Origin of the sequence: Chryseobacterium sp. HR92, assembly GCF_045689405.1 — a bacterium.
GTDB classification, from domain to species: Bacteria; Bacteroidota; Bacteroidia; order Flavobacteriales; family Weeksellaceae; genus Chryseobacterium; species Chryseobacterium viscerum_A.
Genome location: NZ_CP139139.1, coordinates 3,294,088 through 3,316,098 on the forward strand (window position 1 = coordinate 3,294,088; position 22,011 = coordinate 3,316,098).

Genomic DNA, 22,011 nt, shown 5'->3' on the forward strand with positions numbered 1-22,011 from the left:
AATCTTCGCTAATAACAATAAATATCGTAAAGGGCGCTTTCGCCCGGTAAATCTAATGATATAAATGCTTTTTTATTCATTAGGTGCAAAGATACAACAATTTTATGAACCTACAAAAACAAAGTTTAAAATAAATTAAAAACTTCAGTATTTCCTTATTCTCATTTAAAATTAATATTTTTGTTACAACTCAAATTATTTTATGGATTTAAAAGACAAAATGATTCTCAGCATTATTCAGGAAGACTCTACATTATCGGTTAAAGAAATTTCCGAAAAAATTGGTCTTACCTTTACTCCTACGTATGAGCGAATCAAACAATTGGAGAAACATGGGATCATTCAGAAATATGTAGGACTTTTAAGCCGTGAAAAACTGGGGCTAAATATTGTAGTATACTGTAATGTCCGTCTCAAGGAACAATCCAAGAAAGTATTGGAAACCTTTGAGGAACATATCGGAAAATATGATGAAGTACAGGAAATCATCAGCCTTTCCGGAGAGTATGACTACATGTTAAAGATTATTGCTAAAGACATTAATTCATATAATGAATTTGCAGTGAATGTTATTTCAAACATTCCTAATATCGGGCAGTACCACAGTTCTATCGTACTTCACGAGGTCAAAAAATCTACCAAGTTTAAAATTGATCTGGAATAATTCTGCTATTTTTAAACCAAAACTGATTTAAACTTCTTGCTGAAAATTTTTGATTTTCTTGCGTCTTGAAAATAATATACATCATTATTCATAAACTCCATATTATAAGGTGCAAAGATTTTATCACCGATAAAATTAATACAGCTAATTTTAATTTTCAACTATACTCATAGTTTTAAAGTTTCAAAATCAATCATCAAATTCAAAGAGCGGAGTAAAATCAAACCATTAAGATCACTTAAGCAGATAAGATTTATAAGATTAAGGCTTTCACAACGAAAAGACAGCAGGCTAAAATAATTTTAGGAATTCCACTGATTTTTTGCTTAAGTTTTTGATGACCTTAATGGCTTAGATTTTAACCCAATAATTTATTTTTCAGTTTATTGAACTGATATTCTATTTTATCCAGACAAAGATTTCCAATACTTCCCTGATGGGTATGTTCAAGATTTCCTTGTTCAAATTCAAACGCGTTGTTTTCAATTTCCTGCCCTACTTTCACATAGGCATCACGGAATGAACTTCCGTTTTTCACTTCTTCATTGATCTTTTCTACACTGAAAAGATATTTGTACTTTTCATCTTCCAGAATTCCGTCTTTCACCTGAATATTGGGTAAAGTATAGCTTAAGATTTCCAGGCATTCTTTTAGAGAATCTATTGCAGGGAAAAGAATTTCCTTGGTCAACTGTACATCTCTGTGATACCCCGAAGGCAAATTGTTTGTCAGAAGAATCAGTTCGTTCGGAAGCGACTGGATTCTGTTGCATCGTGCACGAACCAGCTCAAAGATATCCGGATTTTTTTTATGGGGCATAATACTGCTTCCTGTAGTAAATTCCTTTGGAAAACTGATAAAGTCAAAATTCTGACTCAGATACAGACAAACATCATAAGCAAATTTCCCAAGTGTTCCGGCTAAAGTAGCCATTGCCATTGATAACATTTTCTCCGACTTCCCACGGGTCATCTGAGCATACACTGAATTATAATTCATCGACTGGAAGCCTAGATTATAAGTGGTACTTTCACGATTGATCGGAAACGAAGAACCATAACCTGCTGCTGATCCCAATGGATTTTTATTAATGATATTTTTAACTGAAAACAACATCTCAACATCATCTAACAACGCTTCTGCATAAGCTCCGAACCATAATCCGAATGAGGAAGGCATCGCAATCTGCAAATGGGTATACCCCGGAAGCAACACATTCTTATGCTGATCTGCCAATTGAATAAGAATCTGAAAAAACTCATCGGTAAGAGCTGTAATCTCACGGATCTCATCCAATAAATACAGTTTGATATCCAATAAAACCTGATCATTTCTTGATCTTGCCGTATGGATTTTCTTTCCCGTATCTCCTAATTCTTCAATTAAGATTGCTTCTACCTGAGAATGGATATCCTCAGCATCTTTATCAATTTCAAAAATCCCATCTTCAATTTGATTTAAAATAGTATTCAAAACAGATAACATCTGCTCTGATTCTTCCTGAGTGATAATACCGGTTTCTGCCAGCATTTTGCAATGTGCCATAGAGCCTTTAACGTCATATTTGGCTAAACGCTCGTCAAAGTCTAGATCTTTACCGACTGTAAACTGATTGACTAATATATTGGTGGCAAGGTTATCCTTCTGCCATATTTTTTTCATGATACAATTTGATTTAAAATATTTGTTGGTTTTAACATGCCCGGCAAGGCAATCCTTATTACTATTAACTATAAAAAAACATTTCCTTATGTAAAGCTTTCATTTCTAATTTTCTTTTTTGCATAAATCCTATTAAAAACTAAACTTCTAGTGCCTGCCGGGCAGAGTCAAAACATATATTTTAGAGATTAGAAATTAGATGCTAGAAGTTAGTTATAGCCTTTATGCGACCTTTTTCTTACTAATTTCTAGTCTCTAGCTTCTAGTTTCTCCCTTTTATAACACTTTTTCTAAAATTCTGATGTAAATTTCTATTCCTTCTTCTATTTCGTGGATATAGATAAACTCATCCGCAGTGTGAGAGCGCCTACTGTCTCCAGGACCTATTTTCACTGATGTGCATGGAATAATCGCCTGATCTGAAGAGGTGGGCGAACCATACGTTGTTCTTCCGATCTCAATTCCTGCTTTTACAAACGGATGATCCATTTCGATCTTTGAAGAATTCAGTCTGAATGATCTTGCCGTTAAAGTTGATTTCATTTGAGACTGGATGATTTCAAATGCTTCCTGATTGGAATACTCGTCTGTTACCCTCACATCCAGCGTAAAATTGCACGATTCCGGAACGACATTATGCTGTACTCCTGCATGAATTCCTGATAAAGTAACTTTAACTTCTCCCAGATATTCTGAAACCTTTGGAAATTTAAAGTCTAAAATATTCTGCAGATCCTGCATACATTTTATAATCGAGTTATCATGATTAGGATGAGCGGCATGAGAAGGAGTACCTTTCATTTCTCCATCAATCACAAGAAGTCCTTTTTCTGCAATCGCCAGATTCATCTGCGTGGGTTCTCCTACAATGGCGAGTTCTACATTGGGTAGCTGCGGAAACAGAGCTTCAATTCCATCAAATCCTGAGATCTCCTCCTCTGCCGTCAAAGCAATAACTAAATTATATTTTAAATCTTCTTTATCATAAAAATGTAAAAAAACCTGCGCCATGGAAACCAAAGAAGCTCCGGCATCATTACTTCCCAACCCAAACAGTTTACCCTCTTTTTCAATAGGAACAAACGGATCCAGCGTATATGCTTTATTGGGTTTTACTGTATCATGGTGGGTATTCAGCAAAACGGAAGGTTTAAAAACATCAAAATGCTTATTCACCGCCCAGATATTATTTTTAAAACGTTTGGTAGGAATCTGGTGTTTTTTAAAAAAATTCTCAATTTCTACCGATGTATTAAACTCATCTTTGCTGAATGAAGGAATCTCAATCAAATTTTTAAGCAATCCGACTGCATTATTCAATAGCTCTTCTTTATTATAAACAGATTTCAGTTCCTGCATGATGATTTTCTATATGGTTTTTCAATTCTGTTTCTTTGATCAGAAACACTTTATCTACATTATTTTTTATGGCTCCGAGAGCATTTTCAAGTTTGGGTAAAATCCCTTTGTGAAGCTTTCCTTCTTCTTTTAATGTGGTAAAATCTTCTTCAGTAACACTTTTGATCACAGATTCAGGATCGTTCACATCTTCCAAAACTCCTTCTTTATCAAAACAATACAACAATTCAACTTCATATTTCTCTGAAAGAGCCTGCGCCATTACAGATGCAATGGTATCTGCATTGGTATTGAAAAGATTTCCTTTTCTATCGTGGGTGATTGCTGAAAACACAGGGACAAGATCAAGCTTGATGAGTTTTGAAACCAGCTTCCTGTTCACACTTTTCTTATTGATATCTCCAACAAATCCAAAGTCTATCTCAGGATGTACTCGTTTTTTGGCTTTGATTAAGTTTCCATCAGCCCCGGAAAATCCTATAGCATTGCATTTTTTATGCTGCAGTTTCTCAACAATATTTTTATTAATTCCTCCTGCATACACCATCGTTACAATATCCAGAGTTTCTTTATCCGTAATCCTCCTTCCGTTGATCATTTTCTGCTCGATGCCCAGTTTATCAGCCAGTGTTGTAGCCAACTTGCCTCCACCATGTACAAGGATCTTTCTTTCCTGAATTTCAGAAAATTGTTCTAAGAATTGGGTTAATAATTCCTCATCATCAATTAAAGCTCCGCCAATTTTTATGATGTATAACTTTTCTTTCATTTGTCAACTTTTTGAGATCCTTGCTCTTTTTTATCCTTGTCTAATGATCCTTGTCAAGATTTTGAATCTTGACAAGAATCATTATTTGGCTTTTAATTCATCTAAAATTTCACTGAACACAGCCTGTGCAGAGAAAATACGGTTTTTGGCCTGCTGGTAGATGATGGAATGGTCTCCATCCATTACCTCGTCACCCAGCTCCACATTACGGCGAACCGGAAGACAGTGCATCACTTTCGCGCCATTGGTATTGGCTAATTTTTCATTGGTAAGCATCCAGTCACCTTTTACTTCAGGCATTGCTGCATAGTCATCAAAAGAGGACCAGTTTTTTACATAAATAAAATCCGCATCTTTCAAAGCTTCATCCTGATCATGGATTACCTTCACATCTTTTGTAAAGTTTTTATCCAGATCGTATCCTTCAGGGTTTGCAATCACCAACTCTACATCCATTTCCTGCATCCATTCTGCGAAAGAGTTTCCAACTGCATGAGCGATAGGTTTGATGTGCGGGGCCCAGGTCAATACCACTTTTGGTTTGTAGTCTTTTTTCCAGTTTTCTGTAATGGTGATACAGTCTGCCAAACTTTGCAGCGGGTGGCGAGTAGCTGATTCTAATGAAATGACAGGAACTTTTGCATGTTTTTCAAACTGACTTAAGATACTTTCATTCACATCGTCTTCTTTACTCTTCATTCCTGCAAAACAACGTACTGCAATGATGTCGCAATATTGGTTTAAAACCTCAATCGCATCTTTGATATGTTCTACAGTATCACCGTTCATCACAGCTCCGTCAGCAAATTCAAGATTCCAGGCTTCCTGTGCTGCATTTAGCGTCAATACATTCAACCCTAGATTTTGAGCTGCTATCTGACTGCTCAGACGGGTTCTCAGGCTTGAATTTAAAAATACAAGTCCAATTGTTTTCCCCTTTCCTTTTTCTGTTTCAGTAAGCGGGTCTGCTTTTATCTGTAAAGCTTTTTTTATGATTTCCTGTAAGTTTTCTACATCACTTACAGAGGTAAAATTTTTCATTTTAATTAATTTTAAAGATTTTGTTTACACATTTTTGAGAGTTTTAACGCAAGGGCGCAACGCTTTTCATTGATGCTTTTTTCGTTCGCAAGGGCGTTTCACTCAGCAATTGACGTTTGTTTTTGTCATTCTGGCGAAGGAAGAATCTTGCATTGTTATATTTTAAGAGATTCTTCATTTCTCTTCGTTACATTCAGAATAACAAACGCTGCGTTAAAGCTTTTTAACCTTTTTGCTATTTCGCCATCTTGCCTTTTAAATATTCCCAAGCACTGTTTTCAAAGCATTGATGAAAAGATCTGTTTCCTCTTTTTTGATATTGAGTGCCGGAAGAATCCTTAATACTGTTTTATCATTCGAATTTCCAGTGAAAATATGATGATCGAACAATAAGCTTTTCCTTACTTCCGAGCAGTCTCTATCGAGTTCTATTCCGATCATCAATCCTTTCCTTCGGATGGATTTAATATGTGGCAAATCTTTAATTTCATTTTCAATATATTCGCCCATCTGCTGAGCGTTTTCGATAAGGTTTTCATCTTTCATAACATCCAGAACAGCAATTGAAGCTGCACAAGCCAAATGATTCCCTCCGAATGTAGTTCCCAGCAAACCGTTGCTTGCCTGGAATTTAGGATGGATCAAAACTCCCCCCACAGGAAATCCGTTCCCCATTCCTTTAGCTGTAGTAATAATATCTGCTTCTACTCCAAATTCCTGGTGGGCAAAGAAATATCCGCTTCTTCCATATCCGGACTGAACTTCATCCAAAATAAGAACAGCGTCATATTTTTTGCACAGTTCTTTGATTTTAGATAAAAATTCCGGTGTTGGAATCATAATTCCTCCTACTCCCTGAATTCCTTCGATGATAACGGAAGAAATTTCACTTCCAAATTTTTCAAAGGTCTCTTCAAGCTGCTGCACATTGTTCCATTCTGATTTGATAAATCTTTCAGAGAAGTTAACCGGAGCAACAATCTTCGGATTATCAGTTACCGAAACCGCTGCAGAAGTTCTTCCGTGGAATGAGCCCGAAAAATAAAGCACTTTGCTTTTTCCGTTATGAAAAGAAGCCAGCTTCAATGCATTTTCATTCGCCTCAGCTCCGGAATTACATAAGAAAAGATTATAATCCTCATATCCTGAAAGTTTCCCCAGCTTTTCCGCCAGTTCAACCTGTAATTCATTCTGAACGGAATTGGAATAGAAAGAAATTTTTTCCAGCTGGTCCTTTAGCTTGTTTTGATAATGTGGATGATTATGACCAATAGAAATCACAGCATGACCTCCGTAAAAATCAAGATATTGCTCTCCTTTATCATCCCAAAGAAAAGATCCCTGAGCTTTTACCGGATTTATGTTGAATAATGGATATACGTTGAATAAATTCATTTTTGTTGCTAGTTGTTAGTTTGATGGTTGATGGCTGAAAGCTTGCAGGTCTAAAAGTTATTCTTCGCACTACTGCAACCTATCATCTGCAACCTTCTACCTTATTAATAAATTAGAATGCTATCGGTTTCAAGTTCAATCCTGCATTTTCTTCCCAGCTCATAGCCAGATTCATATTTTGAACTGCCTGTCCCGAAGCACCTTTTAACAAATTGTCAATCGCTGAGTGAATAACGACAACATTTCCACTCTTTTCAATCTGAATCACACAGCGATTGGTATTGACAACCTGCTTTAAATCAATTGCCCTGCTACTGACTGTAACGAAAGGCTCCTCTGCATAAAAATCCTGATACCATTGTTCTATTTCCTCCAGCTCCCAATCCGTCTTCATGGTGGAACTTGTAAAAATTCCTCTTGCAAAATCTCCTCTCCATGGAACAAAATTCAGGTTTACTTCTTTATTATTAAATGAAACCAGCTGCTGCAAAATCTCATCTACATGCTGATGAGTTAATGTTTTATATGCTGATACATTATCATTTCTCCAGGTAAAATGAGTTGTTGCCTGCAAAGACTGTCCGGCTCCTGTAGAACCTGTAATCCCTGTGGTAAAAACTTCACTTAACGCTCCTTTTTCTGCTAATGGCAATAAGGCCAATTGAATGGCTGTTGCAAAACATCCCGGGTTGGCAATGCTTTTTGCACCTGCCAGTTGTTTTTTATTGATTTCCGGTAATCCGTAGATAAAATCTCTGTTCCCGAAATTTCCTTCTAAACGGAAATCGTTTCCGAGATCAATCACCAGCGTTTCATCTTTAACAGGGTTCTGAGTTAACCAGTTTTGACTTTCTTTATGAGGCAGACATAGAAAAAGAACATCTACGTCTTCAGGTTTATCCGTCAAAACCATTTCACAAACTGTCGTTAAATCCGGGTACAGATCCGAAATTCTTGTTCCCGAATTCGAACGACTATATAAAAAACTCAATGTCACATGGGGATGAAAAGCCAGTAAGCGTATCAGCTCACTTCCTGTATAACCGTTGGCACCAATGATTCCTACTGTTTTCTTCATTTTGATTCTGACAGAATTTTGTTCTGCCTTTCATTAAATCGTCCCTTCGGAACTAGTTGATATTTTGGTTAATCTGGTGGTATATATTTAAAGAATTACTTACAATCTTTGTATAACCTTTCACATCATCTCCGGTCCATGCTCTGTTGGCTTCTCCATAACTTCCGAATTTATCAGACATCAGATCATGATCAGATTCAATTCCATTAAGAATAAATCTGTAAGGATGAAGGGTGACAAATACTTTTCCACTTACTGTTTTCTGAGAATCCACTAAGAAAGACTCAATATTTCTCATCACAGGATCTAAGAAAAGTGCCTCGTGAAGCCAGTTTCCATACCAATCTGACAACTGGGATTTCATCATTTGCTGATATTTTGAAAGGGTATGCTTTTCTAATAAATGATGGGCTTTGATGATTACCGATGCTGCAGCAGCTTCAAATCCTACTCGTCCTTTAATCCCTACAATCGTATCACCAACGTGAATATCACGACCGATTCCATATGCTGAAGCCAATGTTTCTATTTTTTGAATAGCATATACTGAATGTTCAAAGCTTTCTCCGTTTACTGCTACTACTTCTCCGCTTTTAAACTCGATCTCCAGTTCTGAAGGCTTAGTTTCTTTGATTTGAGACGGAAAAGCTTCTTCCGGAAGATAATTTCTTGAAGTTAAAGTTTCCTTTCCTCCTACTGATGTTCCCCAAAGTCCTTTATTGACAGAATATTGAGCTTTCTGGAATTCCATTTCATAACCATGTTCTTTCAAAAACTCAATTTCCTCTTCACGGGATAAAGCCATATCGCGGATTGGTGTAATGATTTCAATATTCGGACACATCACCTGGAAAATCAAGTCAAAACGAACCTGATCGTTTCCAGCTCCTGTACTTCCGTGAGCAATAGCATCTGCTTTTACTTCAATCGCATATTTTGCAATTTCCTGCGCCTGAATAGTACGTTCAGCACTTACAGAAAGAGGATACGTATTATTTTTCAGTACATTCCCGAAAATCAAATATTTCACACATGAATTATAATAATCTTCCTGAGCGTCTACACACCTGTATTCTTTTACTCCAAGGTTTAAAGCTTTTCTTTCCAATTCTTTTTCCTCTTCTTTTGAAAAACCTCCGGTATTTACAGTAACTGCATATACATCATATCCTAGTGTTTCACTAAGATATTTAGCACAGTAGGAAGTATCTAAACCTCCGCTAAACGCTAAGATGACTTTCTTTTTCATCTGGACTTCTTTTAATTTTATTAATTATCGAATGGAACTCACCAACGGAATTTTGTGCAGAATACCCAAAATCGGTTTGGCTCATTTCATTATATTTAGTTTCAGGCAGATTATGCACTACCTCATCTTTTTTTTTATCGTTTTCAGGAACAAATAACATGGCTGTACACAGACAGTTTTTGCGTTCCTTCATCATTAAAATCTCATAATTCACACAGTTCTTGCAGCCGTTCCAGAATTCCTCATCCTGAGTCAGTTCAGAATAGATAACCGGTTTATAGCCTAAATCGCTATTGATTTTCATCACTGCCAAACCTGTTGTTAGTCCAAATACTTTCGCATCCGGATATTTATCTCTAGATAATTGGAAAACTCTCTGCTTGATCTGAGTTGCTACTCCCCCGTTCCTGAATTTCGGTGACACAATCAGTCCCGAATTGGCCACAAACTTCCCATGTGACCAGGTCTCTATATAACAGAAACCTACCCACTCACCGTTTTCAGTAGCTACCACAGCATTGCCTTCTGAAATCTTCTTACTCAAATATTCTATGGAACGTTTTGCGATTCCCGTTCCTCTGCGCTGTGCAGAATCGTACATTTCCTGCTGTATTTCACTCACATACATTAGATGTTCGCATGAGGAAATTTCTATTTCCATTTATTTATCTAATTTTTTTGGCAAATTTAAAATATAATTTCTTTTAAATCCAAATAAAAAAGATATTTTTTTTGTTTTAAAAATTTATACAGGTAAAATTATCTTTATAGAAAAATATACATTTGCTAATTTATTATATATTTGCTAAAATAATATAGTTATGGAAAATACGTGTCCTAAATGCAACAGTACCAAAGTAGTAAAAAGCGGCATTATCAATGAAAAACAACGCTTTCACTGTAAAGACTGCAAATATTATTTCACCGTTAAAAAACTGGGAAAACAGATTGATGATTATTATGTCACCAAGGCACTTCAGCTGTATCTGGAAGGACTCAGCTACCGCGAAATTGAAAGGATTATCGGAGTTTCGCACGTTACGATAAGCTCTTGGATTAAAAAATACAATATTACAAGACCTCCCCACTCCGAATTCCATCCTGTTTATAAAATATTAAAGCAGAACGAGCTCATTGAGTATATTGCTCAGGAAGAAAACATTAAAAATTCGGGGATTATCATCACTCAATTCGCAGACAAGTATATGCTGATTAAGTGGGAAAGATTTAAGAAATAAGTAGAAAAATGAGTGCATTAGACTAAGAGATAATAGACTGATAAATAATACATTTGACACATTATTCACATCATATATATACTATTACCACTAATATATATTAAATTTTCATAAATAAATTATTAATTACAATTTGGCATTCACAAAAAACAACGCCAAAAATTGATAATTTATGAAGAAATTACTCACATTCATTGGATTAGCTTTAATCAGCAGTTCTGTATACTCACAAGGTTCTCCTGATTATGGCAATGGCTTAAAAATAAACCTCAACCCGGATGGTGATAAATTCGTCCGATTTATTTTATGGGACCAGCTTTGGCTGAGAAACACCTCTATGAATCCCGGAAGTATGGTAGGCAGTGAGCCCACAGACAACTCCTGGAGTATAGGAAACAGGCGATTACGCGCTTTAGCCTATGCACAAGTCTCTAAAAGATACATGATCCTCCTTCATTTCGGAATCAACAACCAAACCTTCATCAATGGTGGAGCCACAGGTACTTCCGGTACAGGAGGTTACGGAAACGGAAAGAAAACCCAGTTATTTTTTCATGATGCCTGGAACGAATATGCAGTTATTTTACCTGGAGAAGCGGGAAAATTCAGTTTATCTTTAGGAGCAGGACTTCATTACTACATGGGACTTTCCCGCATGACGATGGCTTCTACGCTTAATTTTCTCACATTAGATTCTCCCGTTTTTTCATGGCCTTTGATTGATAACTCGGACCAATTCGCAAGACAGCTGGGAATGTTTGCGAAAGGTAAATATGGTAAACTTGAATATCGTTTCAGTTTAAACAAACCTTTTGCAACAGATCTTATCCCAGTAAATGTAACAGATCCTTCAAAAGCTGTCGCAGTAGACAACAATGGAAATCCCAGTTTTTCAAAAGCGGGATATGTGGAATATCAGTTCCTTGATGAGGAATCAAACACGCTTCCATACAAAGTGGGATCTTATCTGGGAACAAAGAAAGTCTTCAACATAGGAGCCGGTTTCTATCATCAGGCAGACGGAACAAGAACTTCTGTAAACTCAAACATTGAGAAGCATGACATTACTCTTTTTGCAGTAGATGCTTTTGCAGATATTCCTTTGGGAGAAGCGAAAAACAAAATGGCAGTCTCTGCTTATGCAGGATATTATAACTACAATTTCGGGCCAAACTATGTAAGAAATCTGGGAACAATGAATATCGCAGCTTCAGATCCCAATTTCATCGGAAATAAAGCCATCGCAGGACCAGGAAACCTGCAACCAACCATCGGGACAGGTAATATTATCTATGCACAGGCAGGTTTACTATTACCAAGTCAAGCAGAAAAGCCAAAAATCAGAATACAACCTTTTGCAGCCTATACTCACAAAAGTTTTGAGGCTTTCGATAAATCTTCCTCACAGTTTGATGTAGGAGCCAATTGGTTTATAGACGGACATCATGCGAAAATCACGACTCAATATTCAACACGACCTGTTTATACAAGTCCTACCGAAAGTCCTTCTTCTAAAGGGGAATTTATTGTACAGTTTCAAATCTACTTGTAAAATTTAAACTATTAAGAAAAATAAAGATTGTAAGATGAATTAAGGATACGTTCCCAAAATTCAAATAATTTGACTCTTGTCATTCTGACGAAGGAAGAATCTTACTAACAGCCAGACACACATGAGATTCTTCATTACATTTCATTTCATTCAGAATGATTGAAATAACCCCAAAGCAGTGAACTTAATCATAAAGTCCTTAACGGTTCAAAAAAATCAAATTAATATCCTATTCCACTAATATCAAAAACTAATCTATATGAGCGAAAATCATCACGAAAGCTACGAAAATATGACTGACAGGCAGAAAAACCGCACCATCTGGAGCGTGATCACCGCGTCATCACTCGGAACACTGATAGAATGGTATGACTTCTACATCTTCGGAAGTTTAGCTATAGTTTTAGCAACCAAATTTTTCCCTGCTGACAATCCTACCGCTGCATTTTTATCCACCCTGGCTACATTTGCTGCCGGATTTGTTGTAAGACCTTTCGGAGCTTTATTTTTCGGAAGATTGGGAGATATCATCGGAAGAAAATACACTTTCCTTGTTACTTTACTGATCATGGGATTTTCTACTTTCCTGATCGGGTGTATTCCAAGTTATAAAACCATTGGATTCATGGCTCCGGTTTTAGTTTTAATTTTAAGATTGCTTCAGGGCCTTGCTCTGGGAGGTGAATACGGAGGTGCTGCTACTTATGTTGCGGAATATGCACAACCTCACCGAAGAGGGTACTGGACTTCATGGATTCAGACTACCGCAACAGCCGGACTTTTCATTTCACTGATCGTTATTCTAATCACAAAATCAACCCTTTCTGCAGAAGAATTTGACAATTGGGGATGGAGAGTCCCTTTCTGGATTTCCATTTTAATGGTAGCCGTTTCTTATATCATCAGAAAAAACATGAAAGAATCTCCACTTTTTGCTAAGGCTAAAAGCGAGGGAAAAACATCTAAAAATCCTTTAAAAGAAAGCTTTGGAAATAAATACAATTTCAAGTTTGTGTTATTGGCCTTATTCGGAGCTGCAATGGGACAAGGAGTAATCTGGTATACGGGTCAGTTCTACGCTATGAGTTTCCTGCAAAAGGTAATGAACGTAGAGTCTGCACAGGTGGATTCATTGATGGCTACCGCTTTATTTTTAGGAACTCCATTCTTTGTATTCTTCGGATGGCTGTCTGATAAAATAGGGCGAAAAGCTGTAATGATGACCGGAATGCTGGTTGCTATTTTAGCTTACAGACCTATTTACGACAGTATGTTCAAAAGTGTAAACCTTGAAAATAAAACGATTGCAGCGAATGGAATTACAGAAAAAAGAACTGCAAAAATCCATAGTGATATTGCGACAGACAGTCTGGTCACTTTTCACAAAGAAACTCTTTATACAGACGGAACTTTAATCAAAAAAGACAGTATCGTACACTGGTCACCTGCTGGAGCTGTTATGAAAGACGGCAAACCGGAAGAAGCCAAAGTTTCTCAAAGTTTAAAGTTAAGTGATAATACCAAGTGGTATCTGGTCTTTCTTGTATTCATCCAGGTGATATTTGTAACCATGGTATATGGACCTATCGCAGCTTTCCTTGTTGAAATGTTCCCTGTGAGAATTCGTTATACCTCAATGTCATTACCTTATCACATCGGAAACGGAGTATTCGGAGGACTTCTTCCGGCAGTAGCAACTTATCTGGTAACCACCGGAAAAGAAGCGGGACATGCGACATGGTATCTGGAAGGGCTTTGGTATCCAATTGGAGTTGCCGCAGTATGTTTGATCATCGGATTATTTTATCTTAAAAATAAGAACAATAATCTTCACGATTAGGTACTGAATCACTCAAATTTTTATTAATTTTAAAACTACTAAAATGAACGGACTAAAAAAAATATTAGGCATTGTCTGGATTGCAATTGCAGTAATTGTAGGTTATTTCGGAATTACAGTATTGGGAATCCCGAAAATAACATCCGGAAAACAGGAAGACCTTGTTTTTGGCATCATCATTCTCTTTGTATTGATGCCGATTATCTCGGGCGGAATAGCCATTTTCGGTTACTATGCCTTAAAAGGAGAATATTCTGACGATAAAATTTAAAAGCAATATAAAACAGATAATTGATGAATTTCACATTCATCAATTATCTGTTATCAATTATTAGAAAATAAAAAAATGGACATCACAATTAAAGCAATTCCCATCCCCTCCGAAGATAAAAGGGTTATTGATCTAATCCATAGATTAAATACTTCTCTTATTACAGTCTCTGGTGAGAGTGGAAGCAAAAGCGCAAACCTTGACGACTTTACTCAGGAGAAAGCTTTGTTTTTAATTGCTGTAAGTGATGAAAAAGCTATTGCCTGCGGAGGTTTTCGCCCTCTCTCACCGGAGATATGTGAAGTTAAACGCATGTTTTCTCTGGAAAAAAACATGGGACTAGGCGGAAAGATTCTCTCAGCATTAGAAATAGCAGCAAAACAATTTGACTACAAATACATTTACCTGGAAACCCGTAAAAAAAATGATAATGCAGTGAAGTTTTATCTGAAAAAGGGATATAAGGTTATTGAAAATTATGGAATTTACACCGGACGTGAAGAAGCAGTATGCTTCAGTAAAGAACTAAGATAATTATGAAAAAGAGACATGAGCAAAAACTTATCATACTGAGCGTAGGACTTATGATTGCTTTCAGCATTCCTATTTCATTACTTTTCAACAGTGAAAAGGAAGTTTTAGGTTATCCTATGATGCTTATCTACCTGTTTACAGTCTGGATGATTTCCATTGTGATTTCTTTTGTAATTGTAAAAAGGCATGATGAGTAGTTTTGCGTTGTTTTTTGTCGTTCTGTTTTACCTCGCTCTTCTTTTCTTAGTTGCTTATCTGGCAGAGAAGAAAAGGAGTAAGATATGGATCAACAATCCTTACATCTACGCTTTGTCTCTTGCAGTATATTGTACCGCCTGGACGTATTATGGAAGTATTGGTGTGGCAGCTACAAGCGGATTAAACTACCTGCCGATTTACATTGGCCCTATTATGATTATTCCGGCATGGATCTATATCAATACCCGGATTGTAAGGATTTCAAGGGTTAATAAAATAAGCAGTCTTGCTGATTTTATTTCTTTGAGATATGGTAACAGCAGAAGTCTGAGTGCTATCATTACCATAGTCTGTCTTCTGGCAATCGTACCATATATTGGACTGCAAATCAAAGCCATTTCGGAAACCTTCCACTTGGTGACAGAAACACCTATGTCCAAAGATATTCTGACTGATAATGCAACTTTTGTGGTGGTTTTAATTGCTTTATTTTCTTCATATTATGGAACAAGATATGTGGATGCTTCAGAAAAACGTCTGGGAATTATCTCTGCTATTGCATTGGAGAGCTTTTTAAAACTGTTCTTTATTATTATTCTCGGACTTTTCGTGATTTATTATGCCTTCGATGGATTCTCAGATATTTATGAGAAAGCCAGTAAATTTGAAGATTTTAAAGAAAAAAACACATTCAACGGGATTGAAGGTGCTCTGAATTGGATGATTTTATGTATGATTTCCGCTACGGCAATCTGCATTTTACCCAGACAGTTCCACACCGCAATTGTTGAGAACAGACAGGAGAAGCACATCAGAACAGCCATCTGGTTTTTCCCGCTTTATCTTTTGATTTTTACTGTTTTTATTTTCCCGATTGCCTGGGGAGGAAGGCTGATTTTTGACGGACAGAAAGTAAATCCTGAGTTCTACTCTATTCTGATCCCACAGCATTTTGATAATACTTTGATCACCGTGCTTGTTTTTCTTGGTGGATTGAGTTCATGCATTTCCATGATCATTATCTCTGCCATCACTCTCTCCATTATGCTTTCCAACAACCTCATCATTCCATATGGATTGCTTGGAAAATTAAAATCTGAAAGTGAAGAAAAAAATACAAGAAGTATTACCAATATCAGAAAATTCAGCATTTTTGCACTGATTATTATGGCCTTTGCCTTCTATAAGTATTTCATTCTGAAAACCTCACTGGATTCTGTAGGATTGATTTCATTTGTTGTTATTGCACAACTTGCTCCTGCATTTTTCGGAGCCTTATTCTGGAGAAGAGGAAGTTACAAAGGTGTTGTTACAGGACTTTTAGCCGGATTAGTGATCTGTTATTTCGGGCTGATTATTCCGCAGTATTATTTTTCGTACAATCAGGAGTTCAAAGGGGTAATCAGGGATATGTATGACGCTTTCGGCTTTTTCACCATTCCTTATCTGGGAAGAATTCCGCAAATCTTTTTCTGGTCGATGCTCGTAAATATAAGCCTGTTTACCATTATTTCCGTAAGCTCTAAAGGAAACTACCGTGAAAGAAACTTTGCAGAACTTTATGTAGATATAGACAAGTATATTCAAAATCATGAAAATGCTTTTATCTGGCGTGGAACAGCCTATATTTCAGACATACAGAATATTCTTGAACGTTTTTTAGGCAAAAATAAAACAGAGCAGGCACTCCGAATTTTTAATTTAAAATATAACATAGATTCCAAAACGGAAACAGCTGACTCAAGATTTATCAAATTCTCAGAAAATCTTTTAGCAGGAAGAATTGGTACGGCTTCAGCAAAAATATTGATCGAAGGGGTAACCAAAGAAGATAAAATATCTTTAAAAGAGGTTTTAAACATCCTTGAAGAATCAAAAGAAAACATCAGTTTAAATAAAAAACTTACCGAGCAATCTGAGGAACTGCAGAAACTTTCGGATGATCTACGAACCGCCAACGAAAGTCTGATTGTCAAAGACCGTCAAAAAGACGACTTTCTGGACTCTGTCGCTCACGAATTGAGAACTCCCATCACCGCCATTCGCTCTGCCGGAGAAATTTTAGCCGATGATGACGATATTCCTTTTGACATCAAACAGGAATTTTTAAACAACATCGTTACAGAATCTGACAGATTGAGTGAAATCATCAACGATATTCTTTATCTGGACAAATTACAGCATGGTGAAATCTCATTACATATTCAGGAAAATAATATTATTGAAACTTATAAAAAAGCACTAAATCCACTTCTACACCTGATACAGCAGAAAAATATTCATTTAAGTGAAGTTAATCTCCTGAATCATTTTATATTTGAATATGATGAAGCGAGAATGATTCAGCTGTTTCAGAATATCTGGGGAAATGCTTTAAAATTCACAGAAGAACAGGGAACAATCCAGACCAAATTATTTGAAAAAGACAATCAGCTCACCATCACCATATTCAATACCGGAAAACACATTCCGGAAGAGGATCTGGAAATGATTTTTGACAAGTTTTATCAGTCGAAAAACCAAAATATTTTAAAGCCTACAGGAAGCGGACTGGGACTGGCCATTTCCAAAAAAATTGTACAGGCACACGGAGGAAGTATAAAAGCAGAAAATAGCGGACTGGGCGTAACTTTCACCATAAGCATTCCCGAAAAAACTAAAAAAGAGATTACAGATGAAGTTGAACACCATTAAAACCTTCTTATGAGAAAGATAATCATTGCGGATGACGAACACAAAATATTAATGTCGTTAGAATACAGCTTTAAGAAAAACGGATACGATGTCTATATTGCCCGTGACGGAACAGAAGTCCTTGAATTTCTTAAAACAATGGTTCCGGACGTGATCCTTCTTGATATTATGATGCCTAATCTTGATGGGTACAGTACCTTAGACCTCATTAAACAGGATGAAAAACTGAAAGACACCAAAGTGATTTTTCTAAGTGCCAAAAACAATCCAAAAGATATTGAAAGAGGACTGGAAATGGGCGCTGATGCTTACGTAACTAAGCCCTATTCGATTAAAAAACTGATGCAGCAGATTGAGGAAATGTTTTAACATGTAGAATTAAGATCATTAAGAGATTGCTCCGCCTTTGGCTCGCAAAAAAAATCAAACACAAGATTATTGATATGGATACCGATATTTTATTTAAACAAAGTATAGAAAACAAAGAAAATTTCTGGAAAGAACAGGCCGGACAAATAAAGTGGTTTGATTTTCCTACTCAGATTCTTTCTAACGACGAAAATAATTACCCACAATGGTTTTCCGATGGAAAGCTCAATATGTGTTACTTATGTATTGATAAACACGTCGAAGATGGTTTCGGAGATCAGGTCGCTATTGTCTATGATTCACCTGTCACCAATCAGAAGAAGACCTATACTTTCAACCAGGCGAAAGAGGAAATTTCAAAATTCGCTGGAGGACTGGCTTCTTTAGGTTTAAAAAAAGGAGACACAGCGGTTATCTATATGCCAATGATTCCTCAGACTCTTTTTGCTATGCTTGCATGTGCGAGAATCGGAGTTATTCATAATGTGGTCTTTGGAGGCTTTGCTCCACATGAACTTGTTGTGAGAATTGATGACTGTAAACCTAAAGTTTTAATCACTGCTACAGCCGGTGTGGAAATTGCCAAAAGAATTCCCTACCTGCCGTTGGTAGAAAAAGCGATTGAACTGGCACAAGATAAAGTAGACAATATCATCGTGTACAACAGAAAGCTGGTCGATAATAAGGATGAAATGTTCGAAGGACTGATTGATTATGAAGAATTGGCAGAAAAATCAGCTCCGGCAGATTGTGTTTCTGTAGAATCTACTCACCCGCTTTATCTTCTTTACACATCTGGAACTACCGGAAAACCCAAAGGCATTGTTCGTGATACCGGAGGTTACGCCACCGCCTTACAATTCTCAATGACTTATGTTTATGGTGTAGAACCGGGAGAAACGTATTGGGCAGCTTCAGACTTCGGATGGGCAGTTGGACATAGTTTTTCCGTGTATGGACCATTAATCAACAGAAATACAACTATTATTTTTGAAGGAAAGCCTATCATGACTCCTGATGCAGGAACATTTTGGAGAATCATTTCAGAATATAAAGTTTCGGTCATGTTTACTGCACCTACCGCTATCAGGGCAATTAAAAAAGAAGACCCGAACGGAGAACTGGTGAAAAAATATGATTTAACCCATTTCAAAAAGCAATTTCTGGCTGGTGAAAGATGCGATGTTGCTACTCTGGACTGGTTTGCAGAACATATTGGAGTTCCGGCCATAGACCATTGGTGGCAGACAGAATCCGGATGGCCTATGCTTGGATTACTGACTCATAATGAAAACTATCAAATTAAAAGAGCCTCCGCAGGAAAACCTGTTCCGGGATATGATATTAAAATTTTTGATGAAAACGGACTGGAACTCGATCCTCATCACGAAGGCTATCTTGTAATCAAACTTCCTCTCCCACCCGGCGCCATGCTTGGAATATGGAAAGATTATGAACGTTTTGAAAACAGTTACCTCTCTCAATACAAAGGTTACTATTTTTCAGGAGACGGTGCGATACAAGATGAAGACGGTTATATTTTTATCACGGGAAGGGTGGATGATGTAATCAACGTTGCGGGGCACAGACTTTCCACTTCTGAAATGGAGGAAATTGTTTCTTCACATCCGGATGTCGCAGAATGCGCTGTGGTAGGTATTGATGATGATTTAAAAGGACAGGTGCCTTTTGCTGCTGTTGTTTTGAAAAACGGTTCTGTTATTTCTGAAGAAGACATTGAAAAAGATATTATCCAGATGGTCCGCAACAAAATAGGAGCTGTAGCTTTTCTGAAAAATGCTATGGTTGTCAAACGATTACCTAAAACACGATCCGGAAAGATTTTAAGAAAACTGATCAGAACTTTACTCGACGGAAAAGATTTCCAGGTTCCTTCAACGATTGACGACGAAAAAATCATTGATGAAATTCAGGAAAAAATCAAGGAATACAAGGCTTAAGCCAGAAATTAAACATAAATTTAAAATAAATTCAAATTTCAAAAAACGAAAGGGATATGAGAAATTACTTAATAGAAGATTTACCACAGTATTTTGAAGATTATAAAAAGTCTATCAAAAATCCTAAAAAATTCTGGGATAAGGTAGCAGATCAAAACTTCGTGTGGTACCAAAGATGGAGCAAGGTTGTTAAGTACGATATGAATGAAGCGAAGATCACCTGGTTCAAAAACGCAAAACTCAATATTACCAAAAACTGTATAGACAGACATCTTACCATAAGAGGAGAAAAAACAGCTATTATTTGGGAACCCAACGATCCGAAGGAGGAAGCACAGCATATTTCTTACAACGAACTCTATACACGCGTTAATAAAACAGCTAATGTTTTACGTGATATGGGTATTGAAAAGGGAGATAGGGTCTGTATTTACCTTCCCATGATTCCTGAATTGGCTATTACAATGCTTGCCTGTGCAAAACTGGGAGCAGTGCATTCTGTGATTTTTGCAGGATTCTCGGCTTCCGCAGTAGCTTCGAGGGTAAATGATTGTGAAGCCAAAATGGTGATCACGTCGGATGGAAGCTATAGAGGAAATAAAGTTCTGGATCTTAAAACCATTGTGGATGATGCACTGGAAAAAACGCCGACTGTTGAGAATGTTCTTGTTGTAAAGAGAACCCACAACAAAATTACAATGAAAGAAGGAAGAGATTACTGGATGGCTGATTTATATGAAAAAGCATCCCCTGATTTCGTTACGGTAATTATGGATTCTGAAGATCCGCTTTTCATTTTATATACTTCCGGATCTACAGGAAAACCCAAAGGAATGCTTCATACCTGTGCGGGTTATATGGTGTATACCGCTTACACCTTCAAAAATGTATTTAATTATAAGGAGAATGATATTTATTGGTGTACGGCAGATATAGGCTGGATCACAGGACACTCTTATATCCTTTACGGACCACTATTGAATGGAGCCACCACCGTAATTTTTGAAGGAGTACCTACCTATCCTGAACCGGATCGTTTCTGGGAAGTGATTGAAAAACATAAAATCACTCAGTTTTATACAGCTCCTACTGCCATCCGTTCTTTAGCGAAAGAAAGCGCGGAATGGGTAGATAAACATGACCTTAGCTCTTTGAAAGTCATTGGTTCTGTAGGTGAACCTATCAACGATGAAGCATGGCATTGGTTCAACGACCATGTAGGAAAGAAAAAATGCCCAATCGTAGATACCTGGTGGCAGACAGAAACAGGAGGAATTATGATTTCACCGCTTCCTTTTGTAACCCCAACGAAACCTACTTATGCCACTCTCCCACTGCCAGGCGTACAACCTGTTTTGATGGATGATAAACGAAATGAAATTACAGGGAATCAAGTGACCGGAAATCTTTGCATCCGGTTTCCATGGCCGGGAATCGCCAGAACCATATGGGGTGACCACCAAAGATATAAGGAGACTTATTTCACAGCTTTCCCTGGAAAATATTTTACTGGAGACGGTGCATTAAGAGACGAAGTAGGTTATTACAGAATTACCGGCCGTGTAGATGATGTGATCATTGTTTCAGGACACAATCTGGGAACTGCACCTATTGAAGACAGTATCAACCAGCACCCTGCCGTTGCAGAATCCGCTATTGTAGGTTATCCGCACGATATTAAAGGAAATGCCCTGTATGGTTATGTAATGCTTAAAGAATCAGGAGAAGGACGTGATAAGGAAAACCTGAAGAAAGAGATCAACCAGTTGATTTCAGATCAGATAGGCCCGATTGCGAAACTGGACAAGATACAGTTTGTTTCCGGGCTTCCAAAAACACGTTCAGGAAAGATTATGCGTAGAATTCTGAGAAAAATTGCAGAGGGTGACTTCAGTAATTTCGGAGACATTAGTACGCTTTTAAACCCTGAAATTGTAGAGGAGATCAAAAACGAAAGAATTTAAATTTATCTAATTTTTTAACCAATGAAAGCCCCGGAAGTTATTTTCCGGGGCTTTCTTGTGGTATAATAGTTCTTCTTCGCTAAGCTGGATTGATCCCAACTATGCGAATTCACATGATATGAAATGCATTTTGAAAATAATAAAACATTCCCACTTTAGAGAAAGATCTTCT

The 22,011-nt window shown here is 37.0% G+C and carries 19 protein-coding genes; 11 read left to right on the top strand and 8 right to left on the bottom strand.

What is annotated here, in order from left to right; genetic code table 11:
- The first annotated feature begins 202 nt into the window (after positions 1-202).
- Entirely contained in the window at positions 203-664 is a 462-nt protein-coding gene (locus SFA27_RS14725) for an Lrp/AsnC family transcriptional regulator (protein WP_047376749.1), read from the top strand.
- Positions 665-1,022: 358 nt separating this feature from the next.
- Here SFA27_RS14725 and argH read toward each other — a convergent pair whose 3' ends face one another.
- The 8 genes from argH to SFA27_RS14765 form a co-directional block, all read right to left on the bottom strand.
- Complete coding sequence (gene argH, locus SFA27_RS14730; protein WP_052184672.1) at positions 1,023-2,327, bottom strand: argininosuccinate lyase; 1,305 nt, start codon at positions 2,325-2,327, stop codon at positions 1,023-1,025.
- Between the two features lie 276 nt (positions 2,328-2,603).
- Positions 2,604-3,686 (bottom strand): M20 family metallo-hydrolase, encoded by a 1,083-nt coding sequence (locus tag SFA27_RS14735; protein ID WP_407293079.1) that lies wholly within the window; start codon positions 3,684-3,686, stop codon positions 2,604-2,606.
- Positions 3,661-4,455: an acetylglutamate kinase gene (gene argB, locus SFA27_RS14740; protein ID WP_407293081.1), complete on the bottom strand. Its 795-nt coding sequence runs from the start codon at positions 4,453-4,455 to the stop codon at positions 3,661-3,663. Before argB ends, SFA27_RS14735 begins: the two co-directional genes overlap by 26 nt.
- Before the next feature lie 81 nt (positions 4,456-4,536).
- Positions 4,537-5,496, bottom strand: a complete 960-nt coding sequence (locus tag SFA27_RS14745) for an N-acetylornithine carbamoyltransferase (protein ID WP_407293084.1) — start codon at positions 5,494-5,496, stop codon at positions 4,537-4,539.
- A 255-nt stretch (positions 5,497-5,751) separates the two neighbouring features.
- Positions 5,752-6,891 (bottom strand): aspartate aminotransferase family protein, encoded by a 1,140-nt coding sequence (locus tag SFA27_RS14750; protein WP_407293086.1) that lies wholly within the window; start codon positions 6,889-6,891, stop codon positions 5,752-5,754.
- Positions 6,892-7,003: 112 nt separating this feature from the next.
- Positions 7,004-7,969, bottom strand: a complete 966-nt coding sequence (gene argC, locus SFA27_RS14755; protein WP_407293089.1) for an N-acetyl-gamma-glutamyl-phosphate reductase — start codon at positions 7,967-7,969, stop codon at positions 7,004-7,006.
- A gap of 52 nt (positions 7,970-8,021) precedes the next feature.
- Positions 8,022-9,218: an argininosuccinate synthase gene (locus tag SFA27_RS14760; RefSeq protein ID WP_407293091.1), complete on the bottom strand. Its 1,197-nt coding sequence runs from the start codon at positions 9,216-9,218 to the stop codon at positions 8,022-8,024.
- The gene (locus SFA27_RS14765) at positions 9,190-9,879 is read right to left on the bottom strand and encodes a GNAT family N-acetyltransferase (protein WP_407293093.1); all 690 of its coding nucleotides are present in this window, start codon (positions 9,877-9,879) and stop codon (positions 9,190-9,192) included. The genes SFA27_RS14760 and SFA27_RS14765 overlap by 29 nt, the downstream gene beginning before the upstream one ends.
- Before the next feature lie 160 nt (positions 9,880-10,039).
- Here SFA27_RS14765 and SFA27_RS14770 point away from each other — a divergent pair, with 160 nt between their 5' ends.
- The 10 genes from SFA27_RS14770 (at position 10,040) to acs (ending at position 21,839) form a co-directional block, all read left to right on the top strand.
- Entirely contained in the window at positions 10,040-10,456 is a 417-nt protein-coding gene (locus tag SFA27_RS14770; protein WP_047376757.1) for a helix-turn-helix domain-containing protein, read from the top strand.
- Between the two features lie 172 nt (positions 10,457-10,628).
- Positions 10,629-12,008: a hypothetical protein gene (locus SFA27_RS14775; RefSeq protein WP_047376758.1), complete on the top strand. Its 1,380-nt coding sequence runs from the start codon at positions 10,629-10,631 to the stop codon at positions 12,006-12,008.
- A 259-nt stretch (positions 12,009-12,267) separates the two neighbouring features.
- Positions 12,268-13,848, top strand: coding sequence for an MFS transporter (locus SFA27_RS14780; RefSeq protein ID WP_264518317.1), 1,581 nt, complete (start codon positions 12,268-12,270; stop codon positions 13,846-13,848).
- A gap of 43 nt (positions 13,849-13,891) precedes the next feature.
- Positions 13,892-14,119 (top strand): DUF6814 family protein, encoded by a 228-nt coding sequence (locus SFA27_RS14785; RefSeq protein ID WP_407293095.1) that lies wholly within the window; start codon positions 13,892-13,894, stop codon positions 14,117-14,119.
- Between the two features lie 75 nt (positions 14,120-14,194).
- Positions 14,195-14,653 (top strand): GNAT family N-acetyltransferase, encoded by a 459-nt coding sequence (locus SFA27_RS14790; protein ID WP_052184674.1) that lies wholly within the window; start codon positions 14,195-14,197, stop codon positions 14,651-14,653.
- Between the two features lie 2 nt (positions 14,654-14,655).
- On the top strand, positions 14,656-14,850 hold the full coding sequence (locus tag SFA27_RS14795) for a hypothetical protein (RefSeq protein ID WP_047376760.1): 195 nt from the start codon (positions 14,656-14,658) through the stop codon (positions 14,848-14,850).
- Complete coding sequence (locus SFA27_RS14800; protein ID WP_047376761.1) at positions 14,843-17,545, top strand: ATP-binding protein; 2,703 nt, start codon at positions 14,843-14,845, stop codon at positions 17,543-17,545. Before SFA27_RS14795 ends, SFA27_RS14800 begins: the two co-directional genes overlap by 8 nt.
- A 9-nt stretch (positions 17,546-17,554) precedes the next feature.
- On the top strand, positions 17,555-17,914 hold the full coding sequence (locus tag SFA27_RS14805; protein WP_047376762.1) for a response regulator: 360 nt from the start codon (positions 17,555-17,557) through the stop codon (positions 17,912-17,914).
- 74 nt (positions 17,915-17,988) lie between these two features.
- Positions 17,989-19,875 carry an AMP-binding protein gene (locus SFA27_RS14810; RefSeq protein ID WP_407293099.1) on the top strand — a complete coding sequence of 629 codons (1,887 nt, stop codon included), beginning with the start codon at positions 17,989-17,991 and terminating at the stop codon, positions 19,873-19,875.
- A gap of 56 nt (positions 19,876-19,931) precedes the next feature.
- On the top strand, positions 19,932-21,839 hold the full coding sequence (gene acs, locus SFA27_RS14815; RefSeq protein ID WP_407293102.1) for an acetate--CoA ligase: 1,908 nt from the start codon (positions 19,932-19,934) through the stop codon (positions 21,837-21,839).
- Positions 21,840-22,011 lie beyond the last annotated feature (172 nt).